This is a genomic window from uncultured Paracoccus sp. (genome assembly GCF_937873615.1).
Taxonomy (GTDB): Bacteria; Pseudomonadota; Alphaproteobacteria; order Rhodobacterales; family Rhodobacteraceae; genus Paracoccus.
Genome location: NZ_CALMYP010000057.1, coordinates 1 through 15,408 on the forward strand (window position 1 = coordinate 1; position 15,408 = coordinate 15,408).

Below are 15,408 nucleotides of genomic sequence, written 5' to 3' on the forward strand. Positions count from 1 at the left end.
AGCCCTCGATGAAATCCGTGGAAGCCGGTAGCAAACGTCAGACTCAGCACACTAGGATCTGCTTACGATATAGTGCTTGCCAACGTCGTTTACCAGCAAGGGAGTCCGACACGAGGGTGACTTTCCGGACTTGGAAGAAGAAGCCATATCGCACTAGCAGCGAACATCCGGTTGCCGCCGATCCTTGCGAGATTTCGCGCCGGTTCGGCGGATTGAGTTTCCTCCGCTCTTGCCGGCATCTAATGCCCTTGAATGCGTCGTGAACTGGCACCCCCTGCCAACACTCATCGAGTCGTCTTGATCTGCCCGGCCATGCCCGCAGCGCCGTGACGGCATAATCCGCCCTCCGCACATATGGTAGGGGCAAGCAATCGGGGGACCGTTCAGTCGGTCCCTGTCTCATTCCTGATCAGGCAAGCAACAGGACCGCCGTAGAGGCGCTGGGAGGGGTGCTGGAATCGCTTCTCGGGCTGGCGGCTAGTTGGGTGGCCCGACGATGGCAGCGGCCCTCAGTGACTCGCTGCGCGGCTCTGCGAGGGTGCCGTTCGTAGATGGCCTGACAGCCGGGCAGCGGGCCTGCCGGGGAAGACCATCATGGTCATGGCCCCGATATTCGGGGTTCGACAGCCCCGTTCATGGCGATCTGGAAAATGACGACATAACAATGGGTTGATGTGGATCGGAATTATCAGGCCCTAAAGGAATAGCAGAATTGAACATCAGACTGATCAACATACTGAACATCAGACTGATCATCTCTATGAACAACACAATGATAATCTACCTGATCATCAGACTTATAGGTTCTTCTTAACGTTCCCCTCAAAGCAACCTGAATGCCCCATCTGGGCGGCATCACGTCTGCCCGGATCGGGCTGGCCATCACGGTCTTCCCCTCAATCCTTTCACCACGGTCATTCACCCCCTGCTGTCCCGCGACAGGCAGGCTCTTGGCCGTTCCAATCCCGAAACAGGATCATCATGAACCACATCGCCAACAGCCGCAGTGACCAGCCGTCGCATGACAGCCAGACCTGCATCGAAATCTACACGGATGGGTCGTCCATCGGCAATCCTGGCCCCGGTGGCTATGGGGGTGTCCTGATCAGGCGGGACGCCACCGGCACAACCCTCAAGATCCGCGAGATCTGGGGCGCATCCTCATCCGTGACCACGAATATCCGCATGGAAATGACAGCCGCCCTGATGGGGCTTCGGGCGCTGGGATCGAAGACCGCTGAACCGGTCACCGTGTTCTGCGACTGCGACCTGATCCCCCGTGGCATGAACCAATGGCTGGCGGGGTGGAAGGCCAAGGGCTGGCGCAAGGGCAATGGCCGGAAGGTGGAGAACTGCGACTTGTGGGTGGCGCTGGAAACCGAGGCATCGGGGCGCAACGTGACGTGGAAATGGGTCCGGGGTCATGACGGCACGGCGCTGAACGAGCGGGCCGACCGGCTGGCCTATCGTGGCGCAAGGCTGGCGGAGCGGAAGAATGTGGGCCGGATGTAGGCCCCGTCCTTGCGGATCGCGGGCAGGACATCGCGGGTCACCCAGTCCTGGAAGGCGCGGGCTTCGGGTTTGTCCGAGCGCATGGCCAGCTTGTAGAGGCCTGACTCGGAGATGATTAGGTTGGCGCTGCCGCGTCCTTGAACCAGTCGGACACGTTCAACCTCGCTCTGATCAAGTCTAGACACGGCATGGGTTGGGTTCACAATCCCGAGGATCTTGCAGACATCAGCCGCAACGAACCACGGGTTGCCGTCTTGGTCGATCACGCGGATGGCGTTGGTGTTGCCCGAGGGGCGGATGAAGGTGAAGGTGCTGCCCTCGGAACAACTACGCCCGCCGGAGTGGAGGCGATTAACCTCGTTATTAGCGAGTTTAGTCGTAGCGTGAGACACATTCTCAATACCGATGACAGCACAGACATCAGCCGCAACAAACCACGGCTGGCCGACCGCATGGCCCACTTGTCGAGGCCGCTTTCGGAGATGATCCGCATCTTCTGAAGGCCCTGAACGGTTGCGAATTTCTCGTAACCCATCTCGTCTTCAGCAAGCTGCTTCATGTGGTAGTCCTGCGAGCCGAGAGGCAGGGCAATGGCGCGGTAGACATCCTTGACGACGAACCACGGCTGCCCGCCTCGGTCAAACACGCGGATGGCGTTGGGTGTTGCTAATGGTCACCACGACCCCCGCGTGTTTTCCCGTAAAATCCTGAAAGCCCAAATCAGGTAGCTGGCTGTGGGCGCTTCCCCCGCTGCCCCGTCCGGTCGCAGGCAAGGCGGCAGGCAGCCGGTGCTGGCCATCGCCATATCCATCCGCATTTTCATCCGCCCTACCTGCCCACAGGGTATGCCCAAGCTGGCAGATGAAAAGATGCCCGGATGGGTGCCCAAATGGGTTGACTTTGCCTTGTTGGCAGATATCCATACTGGCACAACCCTAGATGGCAGGATGCCCCCATGACAAGAACCGTCCTTTACGCCCGTGTTTCCACCTCTGATCAGACAACGACCCATCAGAAGACCCAGGCCGAAGCGGCGGGCTTCGTCATTGATGAGGTCATCGCTGATGAGGCCACGTCAGGCCTCAACACGGCGCTGCGGGAACGGCCCGAGGGCAAGCGACTGTTCGACAAGCTGCGGGCCGGTGACGTGCTTGTCGTGCGTTGGGTGGATCGTCTCGGGCGCAACTATCAGGATGTGACCGACACGATCCGCGAGTTCATGCGGCAGGGCGTCATCATTCGGACGGTCATCAACGGGCTGACCTTCGACGGGGCCACGAAAGACCCCATGCAGCAGGCCGTGAGAGATGCACTGATCGGCTTCATGGCGGCCACGGCTCAGGCACAGGCCGAGGCGACCAGAGAAGCCCAGAGGGCCGGAATTGCCATGCACAAGGCGATGACGCCTGCCAAGTATCGGGGTCGCAAGCCCAGCTATACACGCGAACAACTGGACCAGATGCGTGACCTTCTGGCGCAAGGCGCGGGGGCATCGGCCATTGCCAGGGCCACGGGACTGACCCGCCCGACCGTGCAGCGGTTGCGCAGCGATATGGCTGGGGCAGAGGCGGTGCTGGCGAGGTGGGAATAGGCCGATCATCAGCTTCGGCCCGGTCAGAGCGATGGTCGAAACCGTTACATTTCTCCGCATCATTGACAACTATTTGGGCCCGTTTCATATTGAAATCACGAAGAAAATCATGATCCAACCGGCACCTCCCCTTGGCTCCACCAGTTACTCCTAGCGAATTGATATTTATCTGAATCCTTCCAGTTCCTGGGGAACTTCGGTGTTCTGCTTCGGGAAGGTTTTACTGCGATGAGGCGTGCCGCAGTGACTGGGCGCACCCCCTGAATATGTCCGAGGAAAGGACAATCGTCGCCATAATGCCACCTGTGCATCAGCGCTGCGCAAAGGCAGGTACCAAGCTTTTCCAGCATTGTTCAGGCTGCATGTTTTTGACGCCCCAGCATGACCAGGTTCCTGCCGGCCAGCTTGGCCGCAATCAAAGCTGCATCGGCCTGACGCAGCAATTCGTCGACCTCAGGAGGTTCGCCCGCGCCATCCTGCTCCGAGACCGCGACGCCAACTGACACCGAAACTTGGAGATCCACACAGCCAGCCAGGCCCTTCGCACGAACTTGCCGGGACGAAATCCGATGTCGGACACGCTCTGCCAGCGAGACCGCTTCAGTCTCGTTGACGGAGTTCAACAGCACCAGAAACTCCTCTCCCCCATATCGCGCCACCTGGCCAGCGGCACCGATTTCGTCCGAGAGCGATGCGGCGATCGCGCTCAGCACGGCGTCGCCCGCTGCATGGCCATGCGTATCGTTGACGGCCTTGAAGCAATCTATGTCGATCATCAGCACCCCGAAGCTGGTGCCAGAGGCGGCGGTCGCGGCCATCTCGGCATTGATCCGGCGTCGGTTGGCCAGCCCGGTCAGCGGGTCCACCATCGCGAGTCGCCGCGCCAGCCGCACATCCGAATGCCGCCGCTCGCCTTCCATGCCACAGCGCAGCAACAGGCCCAGACGAGCGGCCAGTTCCGCCTTATGCCGCGAGGCAGATAGACCGGCCGAAAGCACCTCTGTCGCACCGATCTCCAGGGCCCGGGTCTCCTCATCGGCAAGCTCTCGGCGCTGCAACAGCGCAAGCGCGGTACCCCGCCCATCGGCAAGCAGCCGCGCACGCAGGTCTGCGAGATATTGCAGACCTGTTCCATTCAGCCCGCCATCGACCAATAACGCCGCCAATTTCGGCGGCATCTGCGTTTGCAGGGATTGATGGGAAAGAACCTGCAAGCGTTGCCCCATCGCGGCCTCGACCGCACAACGCCATTCCGAGGAGAGCACCGCATCATCGGTCAGAAGCGCGAACTGATCCGGCGGCACAAAATCCGACGCGGCCTCTGAAAACCCGCCTTCCGCCTCGGTCGGTCGCGCCATCCAACTTCGCAGCCGGGCACGCAGCACGGAATCCTGACAAGCCTCATCGAGCACATATTCCGCACCGGCGCGAAACGTCGCCGCGCGCTGGGCGGCATCGCAGATCGCAATCACCGGAACCGGCAACCTGCGCTTGAGCACCATCAGATCGCGCAGCAGAGCCGTCTGGTCGGGATTTCGGATCATGACCGCACTGGCGTCCCAACCTGTCAGCATCGCCTCCTCCACGTCGCCGACCGTCTGCACCTGATGATTCGCAGCCCCCAGCCGCGCCTTGAGCGCAAGGCGCGAGGCGATATCGCCATCGATAACAAGCAGTCGTCCGAGCATGTTTGCCTTGCCTCGCTGATAGTCCGAGGGCAAATTCACACAAACTCGTTAAAAAAGACTTTCCGGACATTGCCGAATGACAGGCTCAGCCTCACAAGCCCGCGATCTCGCCGACCGATTGCTTCTGCACATCCTTGGGGACCCGGAATTGCTGAACAGCCTGATGGGGCGCAGCGGCATGACGCCGGCGCAGTTGCGAGACATTGTGAATGATGAAAATGTTCATGAATTCATCATGGACTTCGTGACGGAAAGCGATGATCGGGTGATTATCTGCGCCGAGGCTCTCGGGGTCGGTGCCGCCGAGATCGGCTTGGCGGCCCGTTATCTCGCCCGGCGCGATTGACGCAATCTTAATCTCCTCCTGCTAGATCAGGCGAAACGGAGGCAGCATGCACGGCTTCATCATCCGGGGAATCGAGCTTTTCCTGCGCACCCGGCACGGCGATGAGGTCTGGGCCAAGGTATCGTCGGCGGCCGGGATCGACCGGCGCGGCACGATGCTGATGCGCATCTACCCCGACGAGGTGGCAACGCGACTTCTCGACGCCACCAGCACAGAATTGCGGATCAGCCGCGACGAACTGCTCGAAGATATCGGCGGCTGGATTCCACGGCTGGACAGCGTGCGTCATATCATGCGCTTCAGCGGCTCGTCCTTTGAGGATTTCGTGCTGTCGCTCGATGATCTTCACGACCGGGGCCGCGTGGTGCTTCCAGGGCTTGAGTTGCCGCGGATCGCCACACAGGTGACCGCACCCCGGCAATATCTGTTACGGATCGCCGCTGACGAGGCCGATTGGTATCCGGTCATGGCGGGTTTTCTGCGCGGGATGGCTGACGAATACGGTGTTCTCGCCATTGTCGAAACCCATGAGGGCTGTCTTCAGGTAAGCATCGCCGATGATGCATTTGCCGAGGGCAGCAGCTTCTCGCTCATTCAGAAGCTCTGGGTGTCGTGATGCAAACCAACCTGTCCATGGCTTTCGAACGGGTCACGATGTTGATGCCGATGCATCTTCTCGCCGGGCCGGATGGTGAAATCCGCTCCTGCGGCCCGACCCTCAGAAAGCTGATCGGACGGGCCCGGAACATTCATGACGTTTTCGAATTGCGGCGCACCCCTGCCGATGCAAACTTCATGGCCACGCTGAAGCAAGCCGCAGATCATGGTGAGCGGGTGTTTCTTGGGCTGAAGGAAAGCCCGTTGCCACCGCTGCGCGGCGAAGCATCGCAACTGACCAAGGGGGAGATCTTCATCAATCTGGGCTTCGGGATCGGCGTGATCGAGGCAATCACGACCTATGACCTGACCGATGCCGATTTTGCCGCCAACGACCTCGCCATCGAGATGCTCTATCTTCACAGCTCGAACCAGGCGATCCGGTCGGAACTGGCCAGGCACAGCTTCAGCCTGGAGGAGGCGCGGCAGGTGGCTGAGATGCAGGCCTTCACCGATCCGCTGACGGGATTGCTGAACCGCCGCGGCTTCGACCTCGCGCTCGGGCGGGCACTGGAAGCACGCGCAGCCCCGGCGGCACGGCGCCAGGAATTCGCGCTGCTGCAACTGGATCTCGACTGGTTCAAGGATGTCAACGACCGCTTTGGCCACCCCACAGGCGATGCGGTCTTGCGCCAGATTGCCGAGGTCCTGCGTCGCGAAACCCGAACCGAAGATGCCGTGGCCCGGGTCGGCGGCGATGAATTCATGGTTCTCCTGCCCGGCATGGCTTCGGAAAGCACGCTGCTGCAACTGGGCCACCGCCTGATTGCCGCAACGCAAGAGCCGATCCCGGTCGATGCGAATATCTGCCATGTCTCGGCCAGCATCGGCGCCACCATGTCGCAACATTATGAGACAGTCAGCGCCGAGACGATGCTGGCTGACGGAGACAGCGCCCTCTATTCCGCGAAGCGAAGTGGCAGGGGATGTATTCGCCTTCACGGCAGCCATGTCGCCAAACGATAGGGGAAGGGGCAGGTCAGCAAGGGCGCGCGGTTGGATGGTGTCAGGAACAGGCGCCGGGCCGCAGAAGCCCACCGATGTCAGGGCCGGCCTGCAATCCGCCTTGCGTGTGCGGGCGCCGCGACCTAGAGCGGCAGGATGAAGCAGGGATTTCCTTTCGCCACGGCCGGCCAGCGTGTCGGATTGCTGGGCGGGTCGTTCGACCCCGCCCATGAAGGCCATGTCCTGCTGACCGAGGAGGCGCTGAAGCGCTTCGGGCTGGACCGGGTCTGGTGGCTGGTGACGCCCGGCAACCCGCTGAAGGCGCATCAGCCCGCGCCGCTGGCCGAACGCATAGCCCATGCGCAAAAGCTCATGGACGATCCCCGGGTCGAGGTGACGGGGATCGAGGCAGAGTTGGGCACGCAAAAGACCGTCGACACCATCGCCGCCCTGCAGAAGCACTATCCGAACCTGCATTTCACCTGGCTGATGGGCTCGGACAACCTCGTGCAGTTCAGCCGTTGGGAGCGCTGGCGCGAGATTGCGGCGCGGGTTCCCATCGGCGTGCTCAGCCGGCCCGGCACGCGGCTGGCCGCGCGCCTGTCGAAGGCGGCGCGGGTCATGGCCTCGGCCCGGTTGCCGGAACGGCGCGCAAGCCAGCTCGGGTCGGCCCGGCCGCCGGCCTGGGTCATGGTGAACATGCCGATGTCGAGCGCTTCATCGAGCGCGATCCGCGCGGCGCGAGAGACCGCTGCCCCAAAGGGCTGAAAAACCGCCTCAGCGACCGGTAAAACGGGGCGCGCGCTTTTCCAGAAACGCGGTCACGCCCTCGCGGAAATCGGCGCTGCGCCCGGCCTTGCCCTGCAACTGCGCCTCAAGCTCAAGCTGGGTCGCGAAATCATTGGCGCCCGAGGCGCGCACCGCCGCGCGAACCGAAAGATAGGCGCCGGTCGGACCCGAGGCCAGCTGCATCGCCCGTGCCCCCACCGTCTCGACAAACTCATCCGCCGGCACCGCCTGCCAGATCATGCCCCAATCGGCAGCCTGCTGGGCGGCGATCTTATCGGCGAACAGCATCATCCCGAGCGCCCGCGCATTGCCGACCAGACGCGGCAGGATCCAGGTGCCGCCGGCATCGGGGATCAGGCCGATCCGGGTGAAGGCCTGGGTGAAATAGGCGCTGTCGACGGCGATCACCACATCCGCCGCCAGGGCGAGGTTCGCCCCCGCCCCCGCCGCCACGCCATTCACGGCGGCGATGACCGGCGCGCGGCATTCGATCACCGCCTGCAACATGGGTTCGTATTCGCGGCGCAAGGTGCCCTCGATATCGGCCGCCGCAGCCGCATCGCTCAGGTCCTGACCCGAGCAGAACGCCGCCCCTGCCCCGGTCATCACCACACAGCGCACATCCTCGCCGATGCTGGCAAGCGCCCGAGTGATCTCGGCGCGCATCTGCGTGTTCAGCGCGTTCATCACGTCGGGCCGGTTCAGCATCAGCGTGGCGATACCGTTCTTCGCGGTGAAGGTAATGGTCTCATAGGTCATCGGCGTTCCTCCTGGTTCGGGCCAGCATGGCCCGGGCCGGAGGGCACGAAAAGCCCCGCCGTCGCGTCACACGCGCACGATCTCGCGTCACGCGCGCACGGTGTCGCGTTACTCGCGCATGATCTCGTCGAGACGCGCCCGTTCGGCCTCCGACAAGGGCGGCGCGGCTTCGGCCTCGGGCGAAACGCGGCGGCTGAGCAGGAACCGCCAGCCGAGCAGAAGCGCGATCAGCGCCATCAGCGGGCCGGCCAGATAGAGGATGAGATTGCCGCCGGTCGCCCGCGGCTCGAACAGCACGAATTCGCCGAAACGGTCGGTCACGGCATCGACGACCTGATCGTCGCTGTCACCGGCAACCAGCCTTTCGCGGACGTAAAGCCGAAGATCGCGGCTGATCGCGGCATTGGATTCGTCGATGGTCTCGCCCTGGCAGACCGGGCAGCGCAGCAGTTTCGAGATGTCGCGGGCGCGCGTCTCAAGCGCGGGATCGCCCAGCACCTCGTCGGGCTGCACGGCCATGGCGGGCGTGGCCAGCAGCATCAGGATCAGGAACAGCCGCTTCATTCCGCCGGCACCCCCAGCGGCTGCTTGCGCCTTGCGCCCGCAGCCACCCGATAGCGGCGATCCGACAGGCTGATCAGCCCGCCAAGCGCCATCAACCCGCAGCCGAACCAGATCCAGATGGCGAAGGGTTTGATATAGCTGCGCACCGCCCAGCCACCGCCCTGCTGTTCGTCGCCGATCACCAGATAGATGTCGCGGAAAAGCCCGCTTTGAATGGCGGCCTCGGTCGTCGGCATGGCCTGCACCGGGTAGACGCGCTTTTCCGGGTGCAGAACGGCAATTTCGCGCCCGCCCTTCGCCACGCGCATCGTCGCCTTGGTCGAGGTATAGTTCGGGCCGGGCTCCTCATGAACCTCGGCCAGGGTGACTTCATAACCGGCGATCTCGAAGGTTCCGCCAACGGGAAGGGTGCGGATATCCTCGACCTGCCAGGCCATCAGCAGACTGATGCCGATGAAGGTCACGCCAAGCCCGGCATGGGCGCAGGCCTTGCCCCAATCGGCGCGCGGCAGCCGGCGCAGGCGCGAAAACCCGGCCGAGCCGGTGCGGAATTTCAACTCGGCAAGCGCCCCGAAAACCAGCCAGGAACCCAGGCCCGCGCCGATCACGGCCAATCCGCTATGTCCGGTCGAGATCGCGAAGACCAGCACCATGACCGCAAGGGCGAGGGCTGCAGCACCGCGCAGGGGCATCAGCGCGCGACGGATATTGCCGCGTTTCCACGGGATGATCGCGCCCACCGGCAGGACCAGTGCCAGCACGATCATGAAAGGGGTGAAGGCCTTCTCGAAGAAGGGCGCCCCGACCGACAGCTTGCGGTCGAAGAACATCTCGGCGATCAGCGGCCAGACCGTGCCGATGAAGACGACGAAAGCCGCGACGGCGAGAAGGATATTGTTCAGCACCAGTGCCCCCTCGCGCGAGATCGGCGCGAAGACGCCCTTGGCCTGCATCGTCCCTGCCCGCGCCGCAAAAAGGGTCAGCGCACCGCCGACGAAACTCGCAAGGATCGCCAGGATGAAAACCCCGCGCTGCGGGTCCGAGGCGAAGCTGTGAACCGAGGTGATGACGCCCGAGCGCACGATGAAGGTGCCGATCAGCGAAAAGCCGAAGGCCATGATCGCCAGAAGGATCGTCCAGCTTTTCAGCACCTCGCGCTTCTCGACGACGATGGCCGAATGCAGCAGCGCCGCCGCCAGCAACCAGGGCATGAAGCTGGCGTTTTCGACCGGGTCCCAGAACCAGAACCCGCCCCAGCCCAGCTCGTAATAGGCCCACCACGACCCGAGCGCGATGCCGACGGTCAGGAACATCCAGGCCGCCAGCGTCCATGGCCGGACCCAGCGTGCCCAGGCGGCATCGACGCGGCCTTCCAGCAGCGCGGCGACAGCGAAGGAAAACGCCATGCTGAGGCCGACATAGCCGAGATAGAGGAAGGGCGGATGGAAGGCGAGGCCCGGATCCTGCAACAGCGGGTTGAGATCGCGACCGTCGAAGGGCGCGATGTCGAAACGCATGAACGGGTTCGAGGTGAAGATGATGAAGGCATAGAAGGCCGCCCCGATCGAGGCCTGCACCCCCAGCACCCGGGCGCGCAGGCTGGGCGGCAGATGCTCGCCAAAACTCGCCGCCGCGGCGCCGAACAGCGACAGGATCATCACCCAGAGCAGCATCGAGCCCTCGTGGTTCCCCCAGACGCCCGAAAACTTGTAGAGCATCGGCTTGGCGCTGTGCGAATTCTCATAGACCAGCACGACCGAGAAATCCGAGGTGACAAAGGCCACGGTCAGCGCCGCGAAGGCAATCCCGACCAGCCCGAACTGGGCGATGGCGGCGGGCCGCGCCGCATCCATCCAGGCGGGCCAGCCCTTTGCGGCACCGATCAGCGGCACGCTGGCCTGAAACAGCGACACCGCGAAGGCGAGGATGAGGGCGAAATGTCCAAGCTCGGCGATCATGAGGGGCTCCCGTTGCGCGGGCGGATCATACCCCCTCGTGCCGCGTGAAGCCAGCCGCAGCGCCGCGACGCCGCGCCGCAGCCGCCTAGTCGGCCGAGCTTTGCGCCTTGCGATAGGCCTGAATCTCGTCAACGACGAAATCGCGGAAGGCGATGACCCGACGAGAGCCGCGCAATTCCTCGGGGAAGGCCAGGAAGACCGGCACTTCGGCGGATTCGACATCGTCGAAGACGCGCACGAGTTCAGAGAAATCGGCGGTCAGATAATCGGGCAGCACACCGATGCCGACATCGTTCAGCACCGCCTGCAACACGCCGAAGTAATTGTTCACCATCAGCAGGGATCGCGGGCTTTGTTCCAGCAATTGCTGCACCAGCAGCTTGCCCGCCGAGACCTGCGGCACGGCCGGATCCTGACAGATCAGCCGGTGCCGCGCCAGATCGGGCATCGAGGTCGGACGCCCGGCCTCGGCCAGATAGCTGCGGGTCGCGTAAAGCCGCATACGGATGTTCAGAAGACGGCGCCGGATCAGGTCGGACTGGCTGGGTTCCTTCATGCGGATGGCCACATCGGCCTCTCGCATGGGCAGATCGAGCACGCGTTCCTCTAGGATCAGGTTGATCTTGAGATCGGGATACATCGCGTAGAGTTTATTCAGACGCGGCACCAGCCAGAGCGTGCCGAAACCGGTCGCCGCCGTCACCTTCAATTCGCCCATGACATGTTCTTCGCTGTCACGGATGCGCGCCTCGGCCATGTCCAGCTTGCTGGCCATTTCCGAGGTGGCGTTGAACAGCAGCTCGCCCTGTTCGGTCAGGATCAACCCGCGGGCGTGACGGTGGAACAGGGTGACGCCAAGCTGTTCCTCCAGCCCGCGGATCTGCCGGCTGACGGCGGATTGCGACAGGCGCAGCGAATCACCGGCGTGGGTCAGGCTACCCGCATCCGCCACCGCATGAAAGATGCGCAGCTTGTCCCAATCCATGTTATGACTTTCTAACGAAGATGCCCCGGAAACAATGCAACTCTTACCCGGGAACGCCCGTCCGGGCAACATAAGTAAACATCGCGTTTTTCGTTTGTGGGTCAGAATTACTGACATATAATGATGACAACCACCGCGAGCATGGAGGGCGAGATGGGGGTTCCTCAGGAACAGGCATTCTCACTGGCGGATCGCTTCGATCTGTCGAAATCGCAGGTGCTGCTGAACGGCACGCAGGCATTGGTGCGGCTGATGTTGATGCAGCAGGCCCGCGACCGGCAGGCCGGGCTGAGCACGGCCGGGCTGGTCACCGGCTATCGCGGCAGTCCGCTCGGCGGGGTCGATCTGGCGATGATGAAGGCCGACAAGCTACTGAAACAGAACGACATCCTGTTCCAGCCCGGGCTGAACGAGGATCTGGCCGCCACCGCCATCTGGGGCAGCCAGCAGGCCGAGCTACGCGGCGAGGGCAGATATGACGGCGTCTTCGCGCTGTGGTATGGCAAGGGGCCGGGGATCGACCGTTCCGGCGACGTGATGCGGCACGGCAATATGGCCGGCTCCTCGGCGCTTGGCGGGGTCGTCATGGCCATGGGCGACGACCATACGGGCGAGTCCTCGACCGTGCTGCATCAATCCGACTGGGCCATGGTCGATGCCTATATTCCGGTCATTTCGCCCGCAGGCGTGCAGGAAATTCTCGATTATGGGCTTTACGCCTTCGCGCTCAGCCGTTTTGCCGGGGTCTGGACCGGGTTGAAGACGATGAAGGACACGGTCGAGGCCACATCCGTGGTCAATGGCGACCCGTTCCGGCTGAATTTCGTGACTCCGCAGTTCAAGATGCCCGATGGCGGGTTGAACATCCGGCTGGGCGATACGCCGGTCGCGCAGGAAGCCCGGATGATCGACTTCAAGCGTTTCGCGGCCGAGGCGTTTTCCCGCGCCAACCGCCTTGACCGACCGGTCTGGGGCAAGCCGGGCGCCAAGATCGGCTTTGTGGCGGCGGGCAAGAACTGGCTCGATCTGGTTCATGCCCTCGCCCTTCTGGGCATCGACGAGGACGAGGCCGAAAGGCTGGGCCTGAGCACCTACAAGATCGGCCAGACCTTCCCGATGGACATGAAGTCCTTCCAGGAATGGTCGGAACCGCTGGATCTGGTCATCGTGGTCGAGGAAAAGCGCAAGCTGATCGAGGTGCAGGTCAAGGAAGCCATCTTCGACAACCGCCATGGCCGCCGCGTCATCGGCTGGAAGCACGACCGCACTGGCGAGGAGGTCTTCCCGACGCGCTACGCGCTCGACCCGGTGATGATCGCGGAAAAGCTGGGCGGTATCCTGATCGAGGAAGGCCGGGGAACCGAGGGCATCCGCGCCGGGCTGGAGAAGCTTTCCGCCGCGCGCCGTGCCGACAATGCGCCGGAACTCGCGGTTCGGACGCCGTGGTATTGCTCGGGCTGCCCGCATAACAGCTCGACCCGCGTGCCCGAGGGCAGCCGCGCCTATGCCGGCATCGGCTGTCACTACATGGTGCAGTGGATGGACCGCGACACGCTTGGCTTCACCCAGATGGGCGGCGAGGGCGCGAACTGGGTCGGCGAGGCGCCATTTTCGAAAAGACCTCATGTCTTTCAGAATCTTGGCGACGGAACCTATAATCATTCCGGCAGTCTCGCGATCCGTCACGCGGTCGATACGAAGACCAATATCACCTACAAGATCCTGTTCAACGACGCCGTCGCCATGACCGGCGGCCAGCCGAACGAGGGCGGGCTGACCGCGCCCCAGATCGCGCGCGAACTGGTGGCGATGGGCGTCGATCCGGTGGTCGTGGTCTATGACGACAAGGAGGATGTGGACCCCGGACAATTCGACGGGCTGCGGATGGAAACCCGCGACAAGATGATGTCGGTGCAGAAGGAACTGGCCGGGCGCGGCGGCACCTCGGCGATCCTCTATATCCAGACCTGCGCGGCGGAGAAACGCCGCCGCCGCAAGAAGGGCCTCTTTCCCGATCCCGACCGACGGATCTGGATCAACCCCGAGATCTGCGAGGGCTGCGGCGATTGCGGGGTGCAGTCGAACTGCGTCTCGGTCGTGCCGCTGGACACCGAACTGGGCCGCAAGCGGCAGATCGAGCAATCCAGCTGCAACAAGGATTATTCCTGCGTGAACGGCTTCTGCCCAAGCTTCGTCTCGGTCCGGGGCGGCAGGCTGAAGAAGCCGCAGGCGGCAGCGCTCGATCTGCCCGCCCTGCCCGCGCCCGGCCTGCCCGCCATCGACGGCACCCATAATATCGTCATCACCGGCGTCGGCGGCACCGGCGTCGTGACCATCGGCGCGGTGCTGGCGCAGGCTGCGCATATCGACGGCAAGGGCGCCGGGATGATGGAGATGGCCGGCCTCGCCCAGAAGGGCGGCGCGGTCCATATCCACCTGCGCCTGGCCAACCGCCCCGAGGATATCAGCGCCATCCGCGTCGCCGTGGGCGAGGCCGATTGCATCATCGGCGGCGATCTGGTGGTGACGGCGGGGGCCAAGACCATCGGGCTGATGACGCAAGGCCGCACCGGCGCCGTGGTCAACGATCACGAGATCATCACCGGCGAGTTCACGAAGAACCGCAACTTCCAGATCCCGTCCGAGCGGTTGAAGCTGTCGCTGCAGGCCCGGCTGGGGGATCGCGCGGCCTTCTTCGACGCCAACAAGCTGGCGCAATCGGCACTTGGCGATTCGATCTATTCGAACATGCTGGTGCTGGGCGCCGCCTGGCAGCAGGGGCTGATCCCGCTGAGCGAAGACGCGATCCTGAAGGCCATCGAGTTGAACGGTGCCAAGGTCGCGGAAAACCAGCGGGCCTTCCAGATCGGCCGTTGGGCGATGGTCGCCCCCGAAGCCGTCGCCGCCGCAACCGCGCCGGCCGAACCCGCGCCCGTCGATCCCATCGACTACCGCGCCGGTTTCCTGACCGAATATCAGGATGCGGCCTACGCGCAGCGCTTCCGCGACCTTGTCGCGCGGGCGCCCGAGGATCTGCGCGCGGATCTGGCCGAGGGCTATTTCAAGCTGCTGGCCTATAAGGACGAATACGAGGTCGCGCGCCTGCACCTGAAAACCGCCGAGGGCGTGGCCCGCGAATTCGATGGCGACACGAAGCTGTCCTTCCACCTCGCGCCGCCGATCCTGCCCGGCCGCGATGCCGACGGGCGACCGAAGAAGCGCGAATTCGGGCCCTGGATCCTGCCCGCCTTCCGGCTACTGGCGCGGATGAAGGCGCTGCGCGGCACCGCCTTCGACCCGTTCGGCTGGCTGGCCGAGCGCCGGGCCGAGCGCGCCGCCATCGCCGAGTTCGAGGGTGACATGAAGGCGATCCTGCCCCGCATCACCCCGGCCACGGTCGAGACCGCGCGAGAGCTTTGCCGGCTGCCGCTCTCGATCAAGGGTTACGGCTTCGTCAAGGACGAGGCCATCGCCACCGCCAGGGCGCGACGCCTCGAACTGCTGGCCGCTTTCGACGCCGGGGGCACACCGCTGGCAACTGCGGCGGAATGACCTCTGTCATGGACTTTCGGCAGGTCGCGGCTTATGTCGCGATCTGAACTGGCAGGGGCGGA

At 63.6% G+C, this 15,408-nt stretch carries 14 protein-coding genes; 8 read left to right on the plus strand and 6 right to left on the minus strand.

Annotated elements, in window-relative coordinates; genetic code table 11:
- Positions 1-981: 981 nt before the first annotated feature.
- Positions 982-1,512 (plus strand): ribonuclease H, encoded by a 531-nt coding sequence (locus Q0330_RS13180; protein ID WP_299480052.1) that lies wholly within the window; start codon positions 982-984, stop codon positions 1,510-1,512.
- Here the strand turns inward: Q0330_RS13180 and Q0330_RS19240 are convergent.
- Complete coding sequence (locus Q0330_RS19240) at positions 1,464-1,727, minus strand: BRO family protein (protein WP_366518336.1); 264 nt, start codon at positions 1,725-1,727, stop codon at positions 1,464-1,466. The genes Q0330_RS13180 and Q0330_RS19240 overlap by 49 nt on opposite strands.
- On the opposite strand from Q0330_RS19240, the gene Q0330_RS13185 reads away from it, so the two are divergent.
- Both Q0330_RS13185 and Q0330_RS13190 read left to right on the plus strand, forming a co-directional pair.
- The gene (locus tag Q0330_RS13185) at positions 1,650-2,012 is read left to right on the plus strand and encodes a hypothetical protein (protein ID WP_299480055.1); all 363 of its coding nucleotides are present in this window, start codon (positions 1,650-1,652) and stop codon (positions 2,010-2,012) included. The genes Q0330_RS19240 and Q0330_RS13185 overlap by 78 nt on opposite strands.
- A 455-nt stretch (positions 2,013-2,467) precedes the next feature.
- Entirely contained in the window at positions 2,468-3,103 is a 636-nt protein-coding gene (locus Q0330_RS13190; protein WP_299480057.1) for a recombinase family protein, read from the plus strand.
- 353 nt (positions 3,104-3,456) lie between these two features.
- Here Q0330_RS13190 and Q0330_RS13195 read toward each other — a convergent pair whose 3' ends face one another.
- A complete protein-coding gene (locus Q0330_RS13195) occupies positions 3,457-4,791 on the minus strand; it encodes a diguanylate cyclase (protein ID WP_299480060.1) in 1,335 nt (444 codons plus the stop codon).
- A 76-nt stretch (positions 4,792-4,867) separates the two neighbouring features.
- Between Q0330_RS13195 and Q0330_RS13200 the strand changes: the two genes are divergently transcribed.
- From Q0330_RS13200 to Q0330_RS13215, 4 genes are all read left to right on the plus strand, one after another.
- Positions 4,868-5,137: a DUF3572 family protein gene (locus Q0330_RS13200; protein WP_299480063.1), complete on the plus strand. Its 270-nt coding sequence runs from the start codon at positions 4,868-4,870 to the stop codon at positions 5,135-5,137.
- Between the two features lie 46 nt (positions 5,138-5,183).
- Complete coding sequence (locus Q0330_RS13205; protein ID WP_299480066.1) at positions 5,184-5,753, plus strand: heme NO-binding domain-containing protein; 570 nt, start codon at positions 5,184-5,186, stop codon at positions 5,751-5,753.
- Complete coding sequence (locus Q0330_RS13210; RefSeq protein ID WP_299480069.1) at positions 5,753-6,760, plus strand: GGDEF domain-containing protein; 1,008 nt, start codon at positions 5,753-5,755, stop codon at positions 6,758-6,760. The genes Q0330_RS13205 and Q0330_RS13210 overlap by 1 nt, the downstream gene beginning before the upstream one ends.
- Positions 6,761-6,895: 135 nt before the next feature.
- Positions 6,896-7,507 (plus strand): nicotinate-nucleotide adenylyltransferase, encoded by a 612-nt coding sequence (locus Q0330_RS13215; protein WP_299480072.1) that lies wholly within the window; start codon positions 6,896-6,898, stop codon positions 7,505-7,507.
- Between the two features lie 9 nt (positions 7,508-7,516).
- On the opposite strand, the gene Q0330_RS13220 is transcribed toward Q0330_RS13215, so the two are convergent.
- From Q0330_RS13220 to Q0330_RS13235, 4 genes are all read right to left on the minus strand, one after another.
- Entirely contained in the window at positions 7,517-8,287 is a 771-nt protein-coding gene (locus Q0330_RS13220; protein WP_299480075.1) for an enoyl-CoA hydratase-related protein, read from the minus strand.
- 108 nt (positions 8,288-8,395) lie between these two features.
- Positions 8,396-8,851, minus strand: a complete 456-nt coding sequence (locus Q0330_RS13225) for a cytochrome c-type biogenesis protein (protein ID WP_299480078.1) — start codon at positions 8,849-8,851, stop codon at positions 8,396-8,398.
- Positions 8,848-10,809, minus strand: a complete 1,962-nt coding sequence (locus Q0330_RS13230; RefSeq protein ID WP_299480081.1) for a heme lyase CcmF/NrfE family subunit — start codon at positions 10,807-10,809, stop codon at positions 8,848-8,850. Before Q0330_RS13230 ends, Q0330_RS13225 begins: the two co-directional genes overlap by 4 nt.
- An 85-nt stretch (positions 10,810-10,894) precedes the next feature.
- Positions 10,895-11,794 carry a LysR family transcriptional regulator gene (locus Q0330_RS13235; protein ID WP_299480084.1) on the minus strand — a complete coding sequence of 300 codons (900 nt, stop codon included), beginning with the start codon at positions 11,792-11,794 and terminating at the stop codon, positions 10,895-10,897.
- 123 nt (positions 11,795-11,917) lie between these two features.
- On the opposite strand from Q0330_RS13235, the gene Q0330_RS13240 reads away from it, so the two are divergent.
- The gene (locus Q0330_RS13240) at positions 11,918-15,346 is read left to right on the plus strand and encodes an indolepyruvate ferredoxin oxidoreductase family protein (protein WP_299480087.1); all 3,429 of its coding nucleotides are present in this window, start codon (positions 11,918-11,920) and stop codon (positions 15,344-15,346) included.
- Positions 15,347-15,408 lie beyond the last annotated feature (62 nt).